The organism is Paenibacillus sp. plas6, assembly GCF_057221655.1.
Window position 1 is genome coordinate 1,096,606 of record NZ_CM170151.1, and the last position, 22,251, is coordinate 1,118,856.

14 protein-coding genes are annotated in these 22,251 nt (G+C 37.9%); all 14 read right to left on the minus strand.

From position 1 onward, the window contains the following. Positions 1-155 precede the first annotated feature (155 nt). The 14 genes from rfbD to AC2TDL_RS05055 all read right to left on the minus strand — a co-directional run bounded on the left by rfbD (position 156) and on the right by AC2TDL_RS05055 (position 22,207). Positions 156-1,004, minus strand: coding sequence for a dTDP-4-dehydrorhamnose reductase (gene rfbD, locus AC2TDL_RS04990; RefSeq protein ID WP_484701044.1), 849 nt, complete (start codon positions 1,002-1,004; stop codon positions 156-158). Then, on the minus strand, positions 1,004-2,014 hold the full coding sequence (gene rfbB / locus AC2TDL_RS04995) for a dTDP-glucose 4,6-dehydratase (RefSeq protein ID WP_484699091.1): 1,011 nt from the start codon (positions 2,012-2,014) through the stop codon (positions 1,004-1,006). The genes rfbD and rfbB overlap by 1 nt, the downstream gene beginning before the upstream one ends. Before the next feature lie 12 nt (positions 2,015-2,026). Then, a complete protein-coding gene (gene rfbC / locus AC2TDL_RS05000) occupies positions 2,027-2,584 on the minus strand; it encodes a dTDP-4-dehydrorhamnose 3,5-epimerase (RefSeq protein WP_484699092.1) in 558 nt (185 codons plus the stop codon). A gap of 16 nt (positions 2,585-2,600) precedes the next feature. Then, positions 2,601-3,473, minus strand: coding sequence for a glucose-1-phosphate thymidyltransferase RmlA (gene rmlA / locus AC2TDL_RS05005; protein WP_484699093.1), 873 nt, complete (start codon positions 3,471-3,473; stop codon positions 2,601-2,603). A gap of 89 nt (positions 3,474-3,562) precedes the next feature. Then, entirely contained in the window at positions 3,563-4,546 is a 984-nt protein-coding gene (locus tag AC2TDL_RS05010; RefSeq protein ID WP_484699094.1) for a glycosyltransferase family 2 protein, read from the minus strand. Positions 4,547-4,572: 26 nt separating this feature from the next. Next, positions 4,573-6,867: a glycosyltransferase gene (locus tag AC2TDL_RS05015; protein WP_484699096.1), complete on the minus strand. Its 2,295-nt coding sequence runs from the start codon at positions 6,865-6,867 to the stop codon at positions 4,573-4,575. Between the two features lie 20 nt (positions 6,868-6,887). After that, positions 6,888-8,435, minus strand: a complete 1,548-nt coding sequence (locus AC2TDL_RS05020; RefSeq protein ID WP_484699097.1) for a class I SAM-dependent methyltransferase — start codon at positions 8,433-8,435, stop codon at positions 6,888-6,890. 29 nt (positions 8,436-8,464) lie between these two features. After that, complete coding sequence (locus AC2TDL_RS05025) at positions 8,465-9,673, minus strand: ABC transporter ATP-binding protein (RefSeq protein ID WP_484699098.1); 1,209 nt, start codon at positions 9,671-9,673, stop codon at positions 8,465-8,467. Further along, the gene (locus AC2TDL_RS05030; RefSeq protein WP_484699099.1) at positions 9,663-10,418 is read right to left on the minus strand and encodes an ABC transporter permease; all 756 of its coding nucleotides are present in this window, start codon (positions 10,416-10,418) and stop codon (positions 9,663-9,665) included. Before AC2TDL_RS05030 ends, AC2TDL_RS05025 begins: the two co-directional genes overlap by 11 nt. A 327-nt stretch (positions 10,419-10,745) precedes the next feature. Continuing rightward, complete coding sequence (locus tag AC2TDL_RS05035; protein WP_484699100.1) at positions 10,746-12,521, minus strand: glycoside hydrolase family 2 protein; 1,776 nt, start codon at positions 12,519-12,521, stop codon at positions 10,746-10,748. A 41-nt stretch (positions 12,522-12,562) separates the two neighbouring features. Beyond that, positions 12,563-12,817 (minus strand): hypothetical protein, encoded by a 255-nt coding sequence (locus AC2TDL_RS05040; RefSeq protein ID WP_484699101.1) that lies wholly within the window; start codon positions 12,815-12,817, stop codon positions 12,563-12,565. A 489-nt stretch (positions 12,818-13,306) separates the two neighbouring features. Continuing rightward, positions 13,307-20,368, minus strand: a complete 7,062-nt coding sequence (locus tag AC2TDL_RS05045; RefSeq protein ID WP_484699102.1) for an S-layer homology domain-containing protein — start codon at positions 20,366-20,368, stop codon at positions 13,307-13,309. A gap of 47 nt (positions 20,369-20,415) precedes the next feature. Continuing rightward, positions 20,416-21,255 carry a carbohydrate ABC transporter permease gene (locus AC2TDL_RS05050; RefSeq protein WP_484699103.1) on the minus strand — a complete coding sequence of 280 codons (840 nt, stop codon included), beginning with the start codon at positions 21,253-21,255 and terminating at the stop codon, positions 20,416-20,418. 13 nt (positions 21,256-21,268) lie between these two features. Further along, positions 21,269-22,207 (minus strand): carbohydrate ABC transporter permease, encoded by a 939-nt coding sequence (locus tag AC2TDL_RS05055; protein WP_484699104.1) that lies wholly within the window; start codon positions 22,205-22,207, stop codon positions 21,269-21,271. Positions 22,208-22,251 lie beyond the last annotated feature (44 nt).

The following is a 22,251-nucleotide window of genomic DNA, read 5'->3' on the forward strand; positions in this document are numbered from 1 at the left end:
ATAATGTCAAGTGAGCTTTACATATAAACTTAATCTATATAGTTAACTTTTTATAGTAGCTGTTCATATTAAAGAATTTACGAATAAAGAAAAAAATGTTCAGATAAACTATTTATCTGAACATTTAATCTTATTCATATAAACCTTTATAAACCTCATTGGATAGCAGAATCAGTTAAATATTCTTTTAAAGCTTCTTTCCAGTGTCTTCGTGGTTCAAAGCCGTTCAATCTTAATGCTAAATCACCTAGTACAGAATATGCAGGACGTTTAGCTGGACGTGGAAACTGATCCGTTGTCAATGGATTAACGGTAACTTGTTTGTTTGCCAGCTTAAAAATTTCTAATGCAAACTCATACCATGAACATGTTCCGCTGTTTGTGCAGTGGTAAATCCCATACTTTTCTGTTGCGATTAGTTCTATTAGAAATTGTGCTAGATCAACGGTATAGGTAGGTGAGCCAACTTGATCATGAACTACACCAAGTTGATCCCGCTCCTCTGCCAATCTTAGCATTGTTTTAACAAAGTTAGCACCATACTCACCATAGACCCATGCCGTTCTTACAATAAAGTACTTGCTGCTTAATGAGGAAGTTAAACACTCTCCAGCATACTTCGATTGCCCATAAACCCCTAACGGCTCGGTCTGACTATATTCATTGTATGGCGTAGTCGCTTGTCCATTAAACACATAGTCTGTGCTGACATAACAAATCTTTGCTCCGATTTTTTCTGCTGCTACAGCAAGGTTCCGCTGCCCTATGGCGTTAACCTGAAATGCAAGTTCAGGATTGGTTTCTGCTCCGTCGACATTCGTATATGCCGCGGCATTAATAATTGCATCAGGTCGCAATTCATCACATACCGCTAAAACTTGCTCACTGTCTGTTATATCCAATTGCTCTTTCGTAAAGGCAAAAAGCTTATGCTCACTTGCAGACAATTGCTTTACCAACTCTTGTCCTAATTGTCCATTAGCTCCCGTAACCATAATCTTCATCATAATTTTCCACCATACTGCTGTTTATAATAGTTTTGATAATCGCCAGAAATAATATTTTCCCACCACTCGCGGTTATCTAAATACCATTGCACAGTTTCCTTTAACCCTGTTTCAAACGTATATTTAGGTTTCCAGCCCAGCTCTTGTTGAAGTTTAGTCGGATCAATTGCATAACGATGATCATGGCCTAAACGATCCTCAACATATTGAATCAAGCTTTCAGGTTTACCGAGTAGCTTAAGTATTTCTTTAACTACATCTATATTCCGTTTTTCATTGTGACCGCCAATATTGTAAACCTCACCGCTTCTTCCTTTATGAAGTACCAAATCAATCGCAGTACAATGATCACTTACATGCAACCAGTCACGCACATTTTTACCGTTTCCATACACTGGAAGCGGCTTATTATGCAAAGCATTAATAATCATTAACGGAATAAGCTTTTCAGGAAAATGATATGGTCCATAATTGTTAGAACAACGTGTAATGTTTACTGGTAAGCCATATGTTTCATGATAGGCAAGTACTAGCAGATCTGCTCCCGCCTTACTAGCACTATAAGGACTATTCGGAGCAAGTGGAGTTTGCTCAGTAAAATAGCCTTCTTCTCCTAACGAGCCATAAACTTCATCTGTTGAAATTTGAACATACTTTTGCACCTTATATTTTCGTGCAGCATCTAACAAAACTTGAGTGCCTTGCACATTTGTTTGCACAAAAACGCCTGGATTCGTAATACTGCGATCAACATGGGATTCTGCAGCAAAGTTAATAATTGCATCAACTCCATCTGCAATAAGCGAATCCATTGTTGCAGCATCTGTAATATCTGCTTTTACAAACTGATAATTAGGCTTTCCTTCAGATTGCTTCAAATTCTCTAGATTTCCGGCATAAGTTAACGCATCTACATTCACAATTTTGTAATTCGGATATTTTGCAACCATGTAGTTCACAAAATTGCTGCCAATAAAGCCTGCTCCACCCGTTACTACTATTTTCATCTCTCTCATTCCTTACCCTTTATAAATAAATTGAGGTTCTAAATCTTTCAGAAACGGTTGTTTCGTATCTTTTTCAGATAATATCGGATTTGAAATCGGCCAATCGATATTTAAATCAGGATCATTCCAAGCGATTCCACGATCATGCTCAGGAGAATAGTAGTTATCCACTTTATACAGAAACTCAGTATGCTCGACTAAGGTGCAATATCCGTGTGCAAATCCTTTAGGAACGAGCAGTTGTCGCTTATTGTCCTCACTTAAAATAAAACCTTGCCATTTCCCATATGTAGGCGAGCCGACTCTTAAGTCAACGATAACATCATAAACTGCACCTCGTGTTACACGTACCAGCTTCGTCTGAGCATACGGTTCGAGCTGGTAATGCATTCCGCGCAGCACGCCACTTTCTTTAGATAGTGCGTGATTATCCTGAATAAAGTTTATTGAGATGCCATGCTTTTCAAGCACTGCCGCATTATAACTTTCCATAAAAAAGCCGCGATGATCTCCAAAAACTTTAGGCTCTAATATATATGCATCTGCCAAGTTTGTTGCAAGAATGTTCACTTTTATATCTCCTTATCTATAGCTTTCTATTTGCAAGCTCAATTAAATATTGTCCATAGCCGCTTTTGCTAAGCGGTTCAGCAAGCTCTAACAATTGATGCTTGTTTATGTAACCTTTACGATAGGCAATTTCCTCTAAACAAGCGACCTTTAAACTTTGTCGACGTTCAATCGTTTCGATAAAGATGGATGCTTCCAGCAACGATTCATGTGTTCCAGTATCTAACCAAGCGAAGCCTCGTCCTAGAAGCTCAACATGCAGCTTCCCAGCCTCTAAATAAACCTTATTGACATCCGTTATTTCTAATTCTCCACGTGCTGAAGGTTTAATTGACTTTGCTATTTCTACAACATCGTTATCATAGAAATATAAGCCTGTAACAGCATAGCTTGATTTTGGCTCTGCAGGCTTTTCTTCTATAGAGATAGCTTTTCCTTCTTCATCAAACTCGACGACGCCAAAGCGTTGAGGATCTTTAACATTATAACCAAATATCGTTGCACCGCTGTCTCTTGCAGCTGCTCGCTCCAACATCGAGGTAAATTGATGACCATAAAAAATATTATCGCCTAATATTAAAGCAACAGAATCATCACCAATAAATTCTTCACCGATAATAAACGCTTGTGCCAGTCCATCTGGCGAAGGCTGCACAGCATAAGATAAAGAAATTCCTAACTCTTGTCCATTACCTAATAGTTGCTTAAAGCGCGGCGTGTCCTCAGGTGTAGAAATAATTAATATATCTTTAATTCCAGCTAGCATTAACACAGACAAGGGATAATAGATCATCGGTTTGTCGTAAATTGGTAGTAACTGCTTTGAAACTGAACGTGTCAGCGGATATAAGCGCGTGCCGCTTCCCCCTGCGAGAATGATGCCTTTCATATAAAAAGCTCCTTTTAACATGGAAATGTTGAAATTTTAAAAATAACAGTAAGTAGGTTTTATCTATAAAATGGCTGTTGTATGCACCACTACCTAAGAGCTTGCCTGATCATCAACATTACATAAGCTATTATCGGAAAATTCAAGTATATAATCCACCATAAATTTCTAAATAAACCGAAACTCTTAAACTTTAATTTAAAAACAAAACCGTCTAGACTAAATTTAAAATACTTAATTCTTAAAAACTTATTATAATAATTTATCAAAATATTAATACTATCTATTACTTCATTTTCATTAATTTTTTTATATGAAAGTAAGCTATTAATATTATCTTTAATAACAGATTCGCGTTTTTTAAGAAAGACTGTATAACTATTATTAATTAAATTCATTCTATCATAACTATTGTGTCCCCCAATAACATTCGACTCATGTTGACGATATTGAAGAGTTACAATATTAATATATTTTAATTCACCATGTACAGCTCCAACTAGTGCTAACCATGCATCATGCATTGGAATATTTTTCGGAAAGGGTAAAGCGTATTTTTTTATCTTTTTATTAGCAATTATCGTACACCCAGTTACAATATTTTGAACTAACAGTGTTTTCCAATGAATATTTTTTATCTCACTAATCCCTTGATATTTTAGATACGACTGTTGTTTTACATTCAAATCTTGGTCTACTAATTGTAAATCAGTAAATGCTATCATTGCATTTGTCTCTTTGATAGCATCTAATGATTTCTCAATTTTTTCTTCTAGCCACACATCATCTTGATCACAAAGCATAAAATATTCTGCATTTGATAAATTAATGAGTTGTTCAAAATTTTTAATTACACCTAGGTTAATCTCATTCTGAATAACATGAATCCTAGAGTCTCTTTTTTGATAGTCTAATAAGATTTCTAAAGTAAAGTCAGTAGATTTGTCATCAGCAATAATTAAATTGAAGTCAGAAAAAGTTTGATTCAATAAACTATCTAATTGTTGCTTAATATACTTTTCACCATTATAGGTAGCCATAAGTATATCTACTTTTTTCTCACTAATAAACATTTAGATACCTTCTATAATCATGTACATTAAGTACGTTTTTTTATTTTAAGGATGAAATAAATTAATCTTTTGCCAATCCGCAACACCCAATTATGCTGTCTTCTTAATCTTTCTAACACTTTATATCCAATTGTACTTTTTATTAGATACAACTCATGTTCTAATTGTGTTGTGTAACTAGTATCAATAGTTTTATCACTAGTCGGATAATAATATTTGATTGCATTGCTTATCTCACGATTAGAAAATTTTAGCTGTGAGCCGCTAGTACTTGCAGTTATGTTTCTTTCATAAAGAGCTAAATATACATTAGCCATTTCTTTGTTAGAAAGAAACGCAATATTCTCAATATTAGACTGCACTCTTTTCATTTCTTTGTCCAAATTATAGAGAATGCTATCCAAAGCACTCTTTATTGACTGAAGATCTGTTCCCTTTGTTATCCAACCCCCGCCTGTTTTTTCTACACGTTCTTTTAATGCCCCCATTGGTGTAACAAAAACAGGGATTTTGTGTTTCCAAGCCTCTGATAGTGTATAAGAATAAGTTTCTGGCCATGGAGATAATAATGCAATAATATCAATATCAAGTTTGTCTAGTATATCTGATAACTGTTCTCTTTGATAAGGACCATGCTTAATTACATTTGATTGATTTAAGAGATTAAGTCGCTGATCTCCAATTCCACCAATCAAATGCCATTCAATGTTTTTATTTTTATAACTTGTAATTAACTCGTAGATTAGATTACTTCCTTTGGTCGGTGATAATCCTCCTAAAAAGCCAATTGAAAGCTTCTCTTTTTTCGTTGGAGAATCTACCTTTTTCTTGCTCAAGTCTAAACCATGTTCTATTACAGTTATTTTGTCTATAATCTCTGGAAAATCAACAGCAAAAATATCTTTTGTTGATTGAGACGGAGCAAAAAAATAATCTACTTGTTTCATCATTTCTTTTACTTGCTGTTTCCAAACAGATATAAAATCAGTATGGAAATGATGAGATGACTTAAGACAAGTATTACATTTCTCCTGTGTTCGTTTGTCTAAACAATATTCATTATTTTCATCTAACAGATTAATTCTAGGACAATATAAATAAAAATCATGTAACGTAAAATAGACTGGAATATTATATTTTTTAGTGATATATGGCGCATCAAAAGAATGCTTTATTAAATGATGAATATGTACGAAATCAATTTCAAAAGTACTAATAATTTTTTCAAAGATCTCGGCATACTCTTTATGATGAAAATGTGTTAATGTAATTGGGGTTGTTAAGCCAAATCTGTACTTAATAATTTCGATTCCATTTCGAAAATGTTTCAACACCAATTCTGTTCCATTAGTTACCAATACATATACATTATAATCTTCCATATGCAGAACTAAATCTTTGACATGATATTCAGTTCCACCTACAGGATGATTATAAGGCTGATCAAAAAAATTGTGCATGATAAAAAGAGCATTCCCTTTAGTTTGCTCTTTGTTTTTATACTGAGGCATGCGTAAATGTATTGCTTCATGGATATGTTTCAGCGGATTATATAGATGGATAAAATCATGTACAGATTGTTCATAATAAGAATATCTTTGATTTAGCTTTTTTAGGTTTTCATTAACTAGTTTTGCCTTTTCACCTTGAAAAGACATCGAGCCTTTATGATAAATAAATGTATCATCCGCTAGTATATTTTTATAACCATGCTCGATTACGCGACAACAGAAATCATTTTCTTCACCATATCCTTTTCCAAATGTCTCTGCATCAAATACACCAATTTCTTGAATAACTTTACGCTTTATATACATGCAAAAACCAACTGCTGTTGGCAATTCAGGATAACTTTTTTCAGATATTTGCTCAATAAAATAAGCAAAACTATCTACAGTAAAGCCTTCTGGAATATCATTATCTTCACAAAAGTTTGGTAGAGAACAAATTGTACCACTATTAGTAAATGGTGTTACTGTAGCTACCGAATCATGAGAATATGCAGCTTCATATAATTTCTTCAACCATTTTTCAGTAACAACTGTGTCACTATTTAATAAAATGACATCATTATTAGAATAATTCATTCCTTTGTTAACTGTACCAACAAATCCTAAATTAATTTCATTTTCTAGAATAATAATATCCTCTGCATTATTTAGTGTTGCTAAATACTTTTTCACATTAGGATCCGGACTGCAGTCATTGATAATGATAATTCTAAACGGCACATTATCTTTATGTCTAAGAATAGATTCCACACATTCAGCCAACTCATCCGGTGCATTATAGACTGGGATTATTATATCAATCGTATTCAATACTTACACCTCATATTCGGTCATCGTTTAACAAGCTTCCTATAGATTCTTTTTATTAAATTAGGTTTATTTAGTATTTGCTTAATTTCTAATAATTGAATCTGATTGTTTTCTACTACACTAGAAATATGCTTTTGAATTTTTGATTGGTCGTTAAAAATGTTTTGAGATATATCATTTATATTTTGAACCATTCTAGAAAGACCTTCGAATGCTTCTTTTAAATCGTCTTTATTCTCAATATGTTGATGTTCTATTACTTCACAAATTTTCTCAATAGTTGTATTAATCTTAGAAATATTCTCATATTGAGAAACTATCTTGTCATAATCAGAAATTCTTTGTTCTAACATATTAATTTTCTGTTTAAGTTGTTCATTTAGCTCTCTTTCTCTCTGTAACTCTATATCATTCATTTGAGTTTGATTACCATAACTACCAAGCTTATGAACAAGATAATTGATTATCTGAGAGACATCTTTTTTTATTTTCACCTTAATTTCTATATACCAATGACTATCAGCTTCACTTAAGCTAAAATTATTTATCACAAACTGCGGGTCATTACTTGTCGTAATAAACTCAACAAAATTATTATGTTGAATCAATGAAAGGTTATAGAAACTAAGTGATGTAGCTTTTTTATCCCAAGAATAAACTACATTTGATTTATCTTCTGAGTAAATTTGAATATCATGAATTTCTCCACATGATAGTTCACTTGAAAGATCGATTCTTACTTCCCCTAATGCTCCTATAGGTAATTTCAAATTATAGCTGACTATTTCTTCAGTTACTTGATGAACCTTTCGAACCGAATGTTCCTCAGAAAAAACTGATTTTGATCCCCAAAAAATCTGTATAAAATCAGAGTCCAAGTAATTGATATATTCTGATTCAAACAAATTATCATTATTAACAAATTCTTTTTTTCCTGAAACGGTTACAAATTGATACACATCGCCATCAGGACGAGATTGCAAGTATTTACGTACTTCAATAGGGAAGTATCGATAATCCTGCTTAAACTCAGTAGTCTCAGGCTTTCTTTGTGTAACCAACCATTCAATTGGAGCTAATCCAGCGTACTCAAGCATTTTTAACACATTCGTTCTAGTAAAGAATTTGATATGTGTTTCATCTAACAATCCGATCGGCTTATATTCAAATTTCCCTTGCATTAATTCCATAATAATTGCGTTATGAGAGATATTAGGTACAGAAGTAATAATGTTTCCTTCATCCTTAAGCAAGTTGACCACTAGCTTCAAAATAAGCTCAGGATTTCTTAAATGCTCTAACACATCAGCAAATAAAATATAATCGAATTGCTCATCTTTAAGTATCTCATACCATTTTTGCTCTTCAATATCCCCAACAATCATTATTTTTGTGTATGGTTCAGCGTATTTTGCAGCCTCTTGATCTAGTTCAACTCCGTAAACCTCACAATTCAATACTTCACGCATATACTTTGTCATATAGCCTGAAGCAGTACCAAATTCTAAAACTCTAGAATTTGGTCTAATCCGACTAAGAATTAACGTATGTGATGTAGCTGCTGACATATCTAATTCAACACTGTACTTCATTAGTTTCACTTTCCTTTACAATTCCATTCATGCTCTAAATATGAAATTCCTTCTGCTAAATACTCATCTGAACTTACAGTGAATGAACTAATTTTTGATCTATAATCTAATCTTGCCACTGCAGAACTCTCAAAAAAGCCTACATCAATAAAGTATGTGCCCGGAAGTAAATTCAATTTATCATAACAGCACTGCAAATGGTATACACCAGGTTCACTAGGTAGTGAATATCTATCTAGTTTAGTATTTAATCCACATACATAAGTATTTTGGCTATCAATTATAGCAACTCCACCTACTATTCCTTCTATAGAACGATGCAAAGTATACTCCACATCTACAATAAGTTTTTTGCCAAATTTCAAGATATTGCTTACTTGCCCTTCATCGTTAATAAAATTCACTTTATTTATTGTTAAAAACGTATTTTCATCAACGTGAGCTTGTAAATCAACCTCACTAGCAACAACACTTTCATTGTTTCTCATATAATCCTCATATAAGTCCGTTACCCTTTGGACATTACCTCGCATGTGAATCTGTCCATCCTTCATCCAGATAACTTCATCACAAAAGTTTTTCACAGAATAAGTATCGTGACTTACAAATAAAATCGTCTTGCCTTCTTTTTTAAATGACTTCATTTTTTCCATACATTTTAATTGAAATTGCATATCACCTACAGCAAGAGCTTCATCAATAATTAAGATATCTGGGTCTACATTAACAGCGCAAGCAAAAGCTAATCTGACAAACATCCCTGATGAATATACTTTAACTGGTTGATCAATAAATGTCCCAATTTCAGCGAAATTTTCAATATCACTCATTCTTGCATCAATTTCAGCTTTTGATAATCCCATGATGCTGCCGTTAAGATATACATTCTCTCTACCTGTATATTCCGGATTAAAGCCACTACCTAATTCTAGAAGTGCAGCTACTCGTCCATTTACATTTACTTGTCCCTCACTAGGTTGTAATGTCTGAGTGACAATCTGTAACAACGTACTTTTCCCCGAACCATTTTTCCCAATAATACCAATCGTTTGTCCTTTAAATACATCAAATGATACATTTCTTAAAGCCCAAAATTCAGTATAAAGTTTCTTTTTATCGCGATAGAAAAATTGCTTTAATCGATCTTGCGGTTTTTCATACATTCGATAACTTTTACTTACATTAACCACGGATATCGACGGATTATAATACATCTGCAAACCCCCGTCTCGTTTTTTTGAACCATAGGTAACCTAATGCTGCAACAACTAAACCTATGATAGTTCCAATTGCTAGCCATGTGAAATCAGGTGCCTCATTCCATAGTAACACCTTTCTCATATCTTCCACAGTATAACTTAATGGATTAAGATAATATAAAAACTTTAGAGAATCTGGCACTGATGATACAGGATAAAAGATCGGACTCAAAAACATTAATGCACTTGTACAAACATTAACGATATAACCTACATCTCTAATATAAGTACCTATTGAAGCAAGAAACCAACTTAATCCAAAACTCATTAATACAACAGGAAGAAGTACTAAAGGTAAATATAAGATCGTTAGGCTTACTCCACCCATAAAAATACAAATTCCAATAATTAAAATAATAACACTGATCATTGCTTGAACTAGCGCAGAAATTGTAATAGAAATTGGTAGAATCGCTAACGGAAATACTACTTTTTTTACATAATTAGCGTTATTTACTATTAAAGAAGAAGAACGATTTAAAACCTCAGAGAAAAAGTTAAATACTGTCATACCTGAAAAGATAATAAGGGCAAATTCTACTTTATTAGTAGATTCAATATTCCAACGAGCCTCAAAAACCACACTAAATACAAAAGTGTAAACAACTAGCATTAATAGAGGAATAATAAATGACCAAACTATTCCTAAATATGAGCCCTTATATCTACTCGTTACATCTCTTTTCACTAGTTGTCTCAATAAGTTCAACTTCTGGGCAAACATCATCACACTTCCCTTTGACTAAATAGATTAACTATGTATAGACAGAATGACTCTAGTCATCCAACATCCATAAACAAAAAAAAAGCGAAGCGTCTTTGTTTCGAGACGTTCTGCTATACGCCTGCATATAATCTCTAACGAGTTATTATCACACTTTAGCATTATATCAAAATTCCATTTAAAAAACATCCATATGTAGCCCCCACAATCTACCACAGAAAAAATAGTCCCTTACGATAGACATTAACTTTTTCATTTGTCTATCATTAAGGGAACTAGTCACTCTTTTTATTTACTTTTCACTCACTTCCTCGCATAATACTCCTGCATTACATAAAAGGCAGGCTTTTTATAGGTTTTATCTGCTGAAAGTAAGCCCTTTGTATTATAATACTCCTGTGTAAAATGTAAGCGGCGTGGACAGCGGAAGTCATAAAGAATCCATGGGCTTAATCCTTTAACATATTGAATTTTCTCAAGTACGCTAATTTGCTTTTTATAGATGTCGAGTTGACAATCCTCTGTTCCCTTCTCATCTGCTGTACCTCTGTGATGCGGTTTAGCATCCGCTCCAAACTCTGTAATGATAACTGGCTTTGTAGGACGACTATTTTCAAACAGCTTAATTAAATTGTTAAAATCCGTCTGATACCAGCCATAATATTGGTTTGCACCTATCACATCTAGATATTCAGCCAAACGGTCGTCAATAATATGGTTAATATGATCGAGCATACAAGCAGCCGAAACAAGACGTGTTTGATCCAGCTCTTTAACCAGCTTAGTGAGACTGCTCATAAAGTGAAGCCGTGCATCAGTATCTGCATTTTCATTGCCTACCGACCAAATAATTACACTTGCACGATTCCGATCACGCTTGATTAATTCAGTAAGCTGATTTGCAGCATCACGATATGTAGCTTCATTTGTAAATGCAATCGCCCAATAAACAGGAATTTCCTCCCATAACATTATTCCCATTTCATCAGCAATTTGTGCAGCCCGTTCCGTATGCGGATAATGAGCAAGCCGCATATAATTGCAATTCATTTCCTTAGCTAGCTGAAAATTTTCGCGAATCTCGTCATCGGTCATTGCTTTGCCATTTAGTACACTTTCCTCATGAGTGCTAATGCCTTTCAAATAAATGGGTTGACCATTTAAGAAAATATCAGTACCTTGAACAACAATCTCTCTAAAGCCAATTCGTTCATTGATTCTATCATTGCCATAACGAAGTTGAACATCATAGAGCTTTGGATTTTCAGGACTCCATAGTTCCGGTGAAGCATTCAACGTTAGTTTGCCTTTACCTTCTATGATCGGAATAGCTACATTAATACCCAGTTCCTTTATCGTGACATAAGCCTCTCCGCCCTGCTCATTTGCTCCATCAATTTGCAATTCAACAGCAATAGAGGAAAATTGACTATTTGGTACAAGATAAATATGCATCTCTTTAATAAATGCTTTAGGCAAGCGAATTAACTCAACATCGCGATAAAGTCCGCCATAATTAAACCAGTCAGTATTTTCACATGGGACATTTGTGCGCTTTCGTGTATTATTTACAACGACAATAATTCGATTTTCCTCTAAAAGCTTGCCAGTCACTTCTAAATAAAATGGAGTTGAGGCTCCTTGATGCATCCCTAAATACTGCTTATTTAAAAACACTTTTGCTTCATAGCTTGCAGCACCGAATTTAAGAAATATACGTTCCTCGCCACGATGAATATATTTGAATCGCCGAGTATATACTGCACTGCCTTCATATAACAGCCATTTTTCTTTTTGCGTATTCCATACAGACGGCACTTGAATCGTTTCCCATTGATCAAAGCTAAAATCTATCGGACGATCGCGCCCCTCTGCATCCTTTGTTACTTCCTCATACCATTTTGCACGAATGCATGTATCATATTGGTCGATGCCAAAATTCCATCTTCCATTGAGCGATTCTTTTTCTCTACCGCGATCATAAACAAATGATTCGTGAGTTATTAGCTTGTTGCGATATACATCCTCATAGGATTCATTATGTATATCTTCTACAAAATTATTAGGTCTAATAGTCATGCTTGACTCCTCCTATTTCAGCGCTCCGGAATAACCATCTTTCATCCGCTTTTTAAACCTGATGCTCCACTCTTTTTCCATCTGTCAGCATCAGGTTTAAAGGCGGACCTCTTCGCTTTCCAGATGGCTTTTCCTCCGCTTGCAGCTTTGTTCATTTCTCTATGCAGCCTTTTTTGTTGTTCCGATCCGTTGAATTTTGCTCCTTCTTCGAAGCATGCCTGCCTCTTGCTTTTCTGCGCTCCGGAATAACCATCTTTCATCCGCTTTTTAAACCTGATGCTCCACTCTTTTTCCACCTGTCAGCATCAGGTTTAAAGGCGGACCTCTTCGCTTTTCAGATGGCTTTTCCTCCGCTTGCAGCTTTGTTCATTTCTCTATGCTGCCTTCATGTTGTTACGCTCCGTTGAATTTTGCTCCTTCTTCGAAGCATGCCTGCCTCTTGCTTTTCTGCGCTCCGGAATAACCATCTTTCATCCGCTTTTTAAACCTGATGCTCCACTCTTTTTCCATCTGTCAGCACAGGTTTAAAGGCGGACCTCTTCGCTTTCCAGATGGCTTTTCCTCCGCTTGTAGCTTTGTTCACTTCTCTATGCAGCCTTTTTTGTTGTTCCGCTCCGAATTAATCATCACTCTAGCCTCGTAGAAGAGCTAGCTTGGCAGCTTCTGTAGCCTTAAAAAAGACCACGAACCGCTGCGACAAGCTAGCTTGCTTTGACTGCCTACGCATTTCTAAATCTGTTTTCATTCACTTTATCCAGCACATCTGTTCCCTTATGCTTCAACCTCTACTCCAAAAGCTGCAACAAATTGTAGAGGACTTGCACACTTTCGGCGCGAGTCGTTATAGCTTGCGGAGCAAAGCTACCGTCGCTATAACCCTTGATAATCCCTAGAAGTTGGGCAGCAAAAACTGAGGATTTTGCCCATTCACTAACTTTATCTATATCAGTGAATGCTGAATCAGTTGCCTGCACCTTTTTGCCCAGTGCATACTCATAAGCTCGCACAATCATAACTGCCATCTCTTCACGAGTTACTGGAGCGTTCGGCTCAAATTGCCCATTGCCTCTGCCTTGGATAATGCCAGCTTTCGCAGCTGCAATAACCGAATCTGTATACCATGTTTCTGCTTTTACATCACTAAAGGAAATTTGAACTCTTTCCTCTGGTGTCAATCCTAATGCTCTTGCTATGAGGGCTGTGAATTCGGCTCTCGTTACGTTGCTATTTGGCTTAAAGTGTTCATCTGAAACACCATTAACGATATGCTTTGCTGCCAATTGCTTAATCACGTCGCTTGCCCAGAATGAATCGCTCACATCCTCAAATTGCTTATTATACTCAAGCACTACATATTGACCTGGCTGATCCACTTGTACCTGTACTTCTCCATTCACTAAAGTACCGCCAATATATTGCAATGAGCCATCAGCAGTTAGTTTATAAACACCAAGCAATTGAGCATTCGCCTCTTCGTTTATGACAAACGATACTGATACTTGCTCTGTCAGTTCTGTTACTGGAATGCTATCACCATTTGCTAGTATTAGGTCAAAGTTAAGATCCACAATTGTACTAGCCACAGAAAATGCTGTATTTGTAGTCGCGAGCTCTGCGATTCGCTTCACCGCTTGTTGACGAGCCTGTTCATGAGCTAGAATTTGCACAGTCACACCGGTTGCATTAAGATTAGTCGCAGCCTGCATTAGCTGCATGAACAGCTTATTACTTACTTGAACGCTGACTTGTTGCTGTTTAAGCTGCAATGCTTGCTTACCAACAAATTCTGCTGCATTGCTTGGCACATATACTGCATCTTTACTATCCGCTACCTGAACAATAACTTCAGTACCATCTCCTTGCTTTAAGTCATCACCTGTCAATTGTTGTGTAGTTGCTGGTAAGGTTGGTGAAGGTACTGGAGTCGGTGTTGGTGCTGGTGTAGAAATCGGTCTTGATGTTGGTCTTGGAGTTGACGTTGGTGTCGATGTAGGATCCGGTGTTGGCTCGGTTGTTGGTTCCGTCGTTGGCTCCGGTGTCGGTGTCGGTTCCGTCGTTGGCTCGGTTGTTGGTTCCGTCGTTGGCTCCGGTGTCGGTGTCGGTGCTGGTTCCGTCGTTGGCTCCGGTGTCGGTGTCGGTGCTGGTTCCATCGTTGGCTCCGGTGTCGGTGTCGGTTCCGTCGTTGGCTCCGGTGTCGGCGTTGGTGTCGGTTCCGTCGTTGGCTCTGGAGTCGGCATTGGCGTAGGCTCATTTGGCTCTGTTGCCTGCTTCACCACAACCGTACGTATCACTTCATCCGCTGCATTGCCTGCAGTATCACTTACGTTATAATGAATTATATACGTACCAGCTTTTGTAGTATCAATTTCAGTTACTATATGACCTTCATAAGTAATCACAGTCAGAATGCGATCCGTAATATCGCCATCTTGATTATCTGCTGCCGTTGCACCTGCATCGACATAGGTTGCACCGTTATCTACCTCAACATAAGCATCGCCTAGCAAAGTAATTACTGGTTTCTCCGTATCTGGAACCTCTACTTCTCCAGTGGTCTTAGCTATAATGATCCAGCTTAGCTGAATATCTGAATGATTACCTGTATTTGCAGGAGCAATTTCTATCTCCATTACGCCGTCCTGAGTTAGCTCGATTGCTTTATGTCCTGCAATATCATAAGAGGAAGTTAATACTCGATTGCTTTCCACAGTTAAACCATTAATAATCGTATTAGCTAAACGGTAGCCCTGCGAGCTGGAATACCATGGATCGTAGAAGCCTAGGAATACGTTATAACTTCCTGTCTCAAGCTCAAACTTATAAATTAAGCTGCGAGGCGAGCTGCTATTAACATAACGCAAACTCTCAAAGAGATTCGCTGTGCTGCTGCGAAGTGTACTATTGCCGCTAATATAGCCCCATGTATTTCCATTATCCGGATCATACTCTTGCTCTGGCACCTCATGGCGCAAGGTTTGACCTTTTTCTGCAACATAATCAGCAACTAACTCCTCATATTGCGCAACTGGACCTGACGCTGGATTGACAAAATAAATCATATGATCAGGCAAAGTAATAGTTATTGCATATTCCACATTGCGACCAGAAAGTTCACCGCCTAATGTTCCTTGCACAGTTGTTGTACCAAGCGTCAACGAAGCTTTTGCTAAGCTGGCTTGATCCCATACAACAGGAACATCAGAATAAACCCGCTCACCTTTTTCTACATCTAATCTATCTGGTAAATCGATAGAATCACCTAAGCCAAATTTAAGATCACCATCATTAATAACTCTAATTGGCTCATTATCTTCCCCGGGCTCTTTTTCGACTGCTGCAATCCCAACAAAGGAAAGCATCGGAGCCTGATTATTTTGGACAGCCTTTAGTTCTAATTTAAGCGTGCCATCCGCTTGCAAAGTAACAGGATATGAGCGTACGATACTATAGTTGCTGCTATTTAGCACAAAGGTATCAACCACTGTGCTGCTTCCATCATGAATTAAGCTAACATCGGCAGTACGAGTGTTACTAGGCCACCAGCTATAGGAGCCCAAAGTTAACGTATAATCTCCAGCCGGCAAATTAGCAAATGTATACGTCACTGTTGAACCGTTTTGATTTTCGCCGTACATTCCTGTTGTAGTTTGTTTGCTGTATGGACCTGCTACAACACCTTTATAATTGTTTCTTAAATTACCGCTAGCATCACGTGCTTCATGCCCCCAACCGCTATCTGCATCAAATGGCTGGTCAGGTTTGTCATTAAGCAGCGGTTTGCCACTGTTAGCTGCAAGTTCAGCAATCGATAAATAAGCTGGTGAATTATATCCAAGAGAGCCACTAACCGCATTAATATCAACAAAATAAACGATGTCTTTCGGCACAACTTCAATGTATGCTGTAGTCGTAAGCGCTCCTAATGTTCCAATTACTGTCACTTGGGAATATGGAGTATCAAAGCTAACATCCTCTAAATCCCAATTAATAGGAACTAATATTGTCGAATTATCCTCACGAATCGCTTCAATTTCACTTGGCAAATTAGGAGTTTCACCCTCATAGGTTGCTAAATAAATAGGCGACTTAAGCTCACGCACATCGTTATATAGAAGCTGATAATATGCATTTAGCAAACGATCATGGATTTGCTTTGCTCCTTCTTGATCGAGATGATAAACCTCTGGTTGAGTCACTGCCTCATTCGCAGCGTGACGTGCTGCCACAAAACGTTGCCAGCTTGACTCAGAAATTTCATCATCACGCTCAACATCCTCTGTTTCAGCAAGTAAAGCTTGCAACTCGGTTGTATCAACATCACCAATTACTGTTCCATCAACTACAGCAACTGCGTCAACAACTAATGTTCCACTAAGCACTTTAAATTGCACGGTATGTGTGCCATAGGCTAAGCCGCGCAGCGAATAGGTTTGATACAATTCATTGGCTGCATTTGTACTAGCTGCTGGAACAAGCACTTCACCATCAACCGTTACCTCTAGCCTTGCTGTGCCATCATTTGGACCTAATAAATCAATTCCAGTTCCAGTAAAGCTATAGCTTAACGTTGCACCTGCTCCTGTATTAGTAGAAAGTGAACGTTGATAATGGTACATCCCTTTGCCGTTTTCATGACTCCACGCACCGTCATAGATTAATTTAACTGCTGGTTGCGGAGCCAAATCATGCATTTCCAAATTATCTAATAACTCGGTGTAATATGGCGTATAACCATCCACTGTTTCAACTAATAAATTATCAAAACGAACATGATAATATCCGCTTGCAAGATCGACACGACCTGATAGCTTTGGATTAGCATCTACATAAGAAGCTAGCTTCACGCCATCCAAGAAAGCCGTAATTTTATTGCCTGCCACCTCGATCGCAAGATTATGCCAAGCATTATATGCAGTATTGAAGTCTGCAATTTGCACGCCTCCTGTGCCAGTCGCAACATTACCGCTTGCCACAACGCTGTTATGAATAACTAGCTGCCAACCGCCATCGAACCAGAACTTCAACACATAAGGCGTGCCGCTAATACTGTGTGAATTGCCACCACCTTGATATCTTGCACCGATCGCTGCGTAGTTTGCCCCGCCTTGTGTGCTATTGTTTTCAAACGATACATCAACACTTGCCTTATAGTTCAGCCAACGATTATCGCCAATAGCTGTCACTGGCTCACCGTTATTCCATGTACCGCCAAGTCCCATTATGGAGCGATCTAGCTGCTGACGAAGCACATAATTTTCACCTGACTCATCCAAATAAGCCTCGAATGCTCCGTTGCGATCATGCGTATAACGCGGAATTGCTCCTGTTACCCCGCCACGTTCATCAACATAGCTTTGCGGATAGTCAAAATCATCAGCGTAAAGGATATTATCCGTTGTATTTTGCACCTTGCCTGTTGCGTCAGTATCTAATAAGGTACGTTCCCCTTCAACAGGAAGCGGTGTATAGCTGCCTGCTTCTAATGTTGTAACTGTAACGATTGAGTAAGGCTTAACTTGTACCGTATAATAGCCGCTACCATCTGCATTTACCTCACCGCGATAAGACATATAATTGGTATTAAATGCTTCTCCCTGTTCAGCGGCACGAGTTTCCCATACCTCTAGCGCAGGATTACCACTAATATTCATATTGATTGCACTAATTTTATAAATTCTCGAATATTCACTGTCATTTACGATAATCGTTGAGAAGTCACTTTTATCTGGAGCAGCTAATGTAATATAGTTTGGCAAACCATTACGCCCATCAACTGGATTTGTCCCAGTAGCCCCTGTGGAGCTTGCTTGCGGAACAGCTCGCCATATTCCCGCACTGTTATCCTCATTCTCCCAACCAATTTTGGCGAATCTGCTAAAATGCTGCAAAACGACTAAGCCAGCATCATAATGAATCCAGCCAGACCATGGATCACGTGCGCTTAATAGCTCCTTAAATGAATATTGTCCTCCCTCATAGAATGATCCGATTGCAGGCTGATAGATGAAGTGCGTACGGCGAGAATTGACAAAGCCTTTAATAATCGTATTGGCCATTTCCAATGCGCTTCCTGTACCGCCAATACCTGTTCCCGCTACAGACGGAAGCTTCATATTGTTATTTGGACGGAACGCTGAATTACTAAAGGTGGCTTGCGCTTCACTGTTCCAAACCTCGATATCATATTGCTCAGCAAGCCTTTTAAAATTGCCTGAACTATCATCATCAGTATTATAGTGATAACCAGCCACTGGAACAGCCTCTCTTAGCGAAGCATCACTAACCATCGCACCGCCAAAGCTGCCGATACCTACCTCATCGGAAATGACTACCTTAATTTTGTTATACAGTGCTTGCTCCTCTGCACTTGCAAAGCCATCTTGATCTGTTTTCACACGATTAGCATACTCCTTCGTCCAAGTTAAATCAGGGGCATGCTCGTTAATATACGGGTTGACATAGTCTACCATATAGCCAAATTCACGATAAGCAGCTAGAATCGTATTTTTATACCATTTGTAAATTTTATCGTTTGCATTTGCCCATGCCGGGGCATTCCAACGCAGCAGACTTACTTTAACATCGGGATTAATTGCTTTGGCATCAGCAGCCAGCAAAAAACCAGGATGTCTTCTGACATTTGCCTCCTCATCTTCAGTACGCATCGTCGCTGGGTCTGGACCGGTTGAGTTGTTGCGGTCGTTACCCATCTCAATTTTCACATGGGTCATTATTGGATTATCGCCGCCAAATAAAATTTGCAGCATTTCTTCATACACTTCTGGATGCTCGTACTTATAATCGATTAGCAGTGCACTTGTACTATTAGCACTTAATACGCCAAAGCCTTTAAATGTTAATCCATTTTTATTATCAGCTTTAATATCATTACCATTTAACAATACATTGACCACAGAGGCTGCTGCTTGACGAGCGTCATCAATATAATGTTTGATTGCTCCTTCAGCAATTGCAAACCAGCTAAGTATCGGTTTTTCCCCTGAAGTATATGCATAGGTCAATGTCATTGGAACACTCGTATCGACATCAGCTGGAATCGTAAATTCATAAGACGTAAACTTTGTCGAACTTGTATTGAATTGTGTCATATAAATCATCTGGTTCTCGCCAGCTAAATTTGTATATTCTAGCTGCGGATGTATTTCACGGTAGCGATTACCGTACCAGTCATAAAATCCGCTGCTAATCGTATACGTTCCTTGCTCCAAAGCTTTTAGCTTATATTCGATATGCGAATAATCTGGATGAGCACGTAAGCCTACTTTCCAGATAGAGGGATCAGTAGCTGGGTCAGTTAAATTACCAGTTTTTGAGTTTCTAACTTTATAAATGGAATCATCAAAGCCCCAATCCGTAATTCCAATTTCATACCGTTGATCTGGCTGCTCATTTAACAAAGTACCATCTGTTAACGCTTTCACTGCATTGTAAAATGGAGAAGCGGTTGCCCCATTCCCTTCAGAATCCCCGCCTCTTCCGCTATCAACGAAGTACTTCAGTGTATTTTCTTGTGGTGGAATGATAAGTACTTCCGCAAGCACAGTTTCGCTGCCAGCAGTACCGGTAACTGTTACTGTTTCATATGGTACAGCGAAAGTATCTCCAGCAATATGCCAAGTCACCGGAACAGCTGTTTCATCAATTGTTATACTGCTTGGTAAAGTCGTATCGCTAAGGTCTTGAGCTCCAGCATAAGCAGCACCATAAATTGTAACAACCGAATCCGCTGCAACATGCGGCAGCTGGACAGGTGAAAATAAGCCTAGCACCAATGCTGCTGCGAGAAAAATTGAGCATGCTTTCCTGACGAGATTTCGTCTCTTCATTTACTTCATTCCTCCTTGAAACATTAATCAATAAGAATAATGAATCATTAGCCCTTTATCCCTGAAGTAACTACGCCCTGCACAAAGTTCTTTTGCAACGCTAAAAAGATGACCAAGACTGGAATAATTGAAACAACACTTGCTGCCATAATCAGTCCATATTCTGCTGAATATTGTGAAATAAACATGCGCAGACCGATTTGAATGGTCTTTAGCTCAGTTTTGGTTAAATAAATCATCGGTCCAAGGAAGTCATTCCATGTCGCAACAAATGTAAAGATCGTTAAAGTTGATAATGCAGGCTTGGACAATGGCAGCATTAATCGTGCCCAAATTCCGTACTCACTTAAGCCATCAATCCGCGCTGCCTCAACTAGCTCATCTGGAATGCTCTGATAAAATTGCCGCATCAAAAATACGCCAAATGCTGAAAACGCTTGAAGAAATATAATTGACAAATGTGTATTGTTTAAGCCAAACTCGCGCATCAAAATAAACTGCGGCACCATATAGGCTTGCCATGGAATTGCAATCGTTGCAATATAGGATAGAAATAACGTATTTCTGCCGATAAAGCGAAGCTTAGCAAAGGCATAAGCTGCAAAACTTGATGATAGCAGCTGCAACAAAGTAACGATAACCGATAATTTAGCTGTATTATAAATAAATTTGCCTAGCGGAATTTTCGTCCATATGTCTATATAATTCTCCCAGCGCGGAGTTTCCGGAATCCACACCATTGGAAAGGAAAATACATCTTTATTCAATTTAAATGAGGAGGACAACATCCATATATATGGGATGATCATAATAAAGGCAACAGCTGCAAGTGCGATATAAGCCAGTGTTATCCATACATAATGAGTTTTCTTTTTAGCTCCAATCATTCTTGTGTCCTCCTTATTGACCATATTTCTTCTCGCCAGCAAACTGAACTAAGGTGATGCCCAAAACGATAAGGAATAACACGATCGCCATCGCATTTGCATAGCCATAATCCAGTGAGCGGAAGGCTGTGTTATAGATTTGATAAACCAGTACGCGTGTCGAATCATTTAACTGGTTATCAGCCCCAGCAAATAGGTTAATAAAGATGTCGTACACCTTGAACGAGTTAATGATCAAAATCATTAACACAAAGAATGTTGTTGGTGCTAATTGTGGAATCGTGACGTTTCTAAATCGCTGCCATGCATTTGCCCCATCCAGCTCAGCCGCCTCATAAAGCTCTTGGTTTACTCCTTGAAGACCAGCTAAATAAATAACCATATAGTAGCCCATATTCTTCCATACCGTAAATAACACAACGGTAAACATCGCCCAATCCTTATCTGCTGCCCAGCGTGGAAGCTCCTCAATCGGTATGCCTGTTATCGCATGCAAAATATTATTTATCGGCCCCATTGTCGGGCTGAAAATAAAGTTCCACACCGCCGCCACAGCAACTAGCGAAGCAACGTACGGGAAGAAAAAAGCAGTTCTTAAGAAGTTTCTTGCTACAATTTTTTGATTTAATAGTATGGCAAGTGCCAGGGCACATACCATCGTTAACGGCACAACGCCAACGGTATATACCACCGTGTTCCATAGCGCTTTATGAAAGGTAGAATCCTTAATCAATCTAGTGAAATTATCTAACCCAACATAAACCATAGGGTTAGCTCCATCCCATTTAACAAAAGCTAAAATAAGTGCAAATATCATTGGGACGAGTGTAAATACAGCAAAACCGATGAAGTTCGGCGCAATAAAGCTATATGCGACCAAATGATCTCTGACTTTCTTTGATAAGAACGAGCCCTTGTTTTTTTCAGTTTTTAGTGTCGCATCTCTTTGCATGTTCTCCCCTCCAAACCTACTGTCACTTCTCTAGTTAGAAAGAG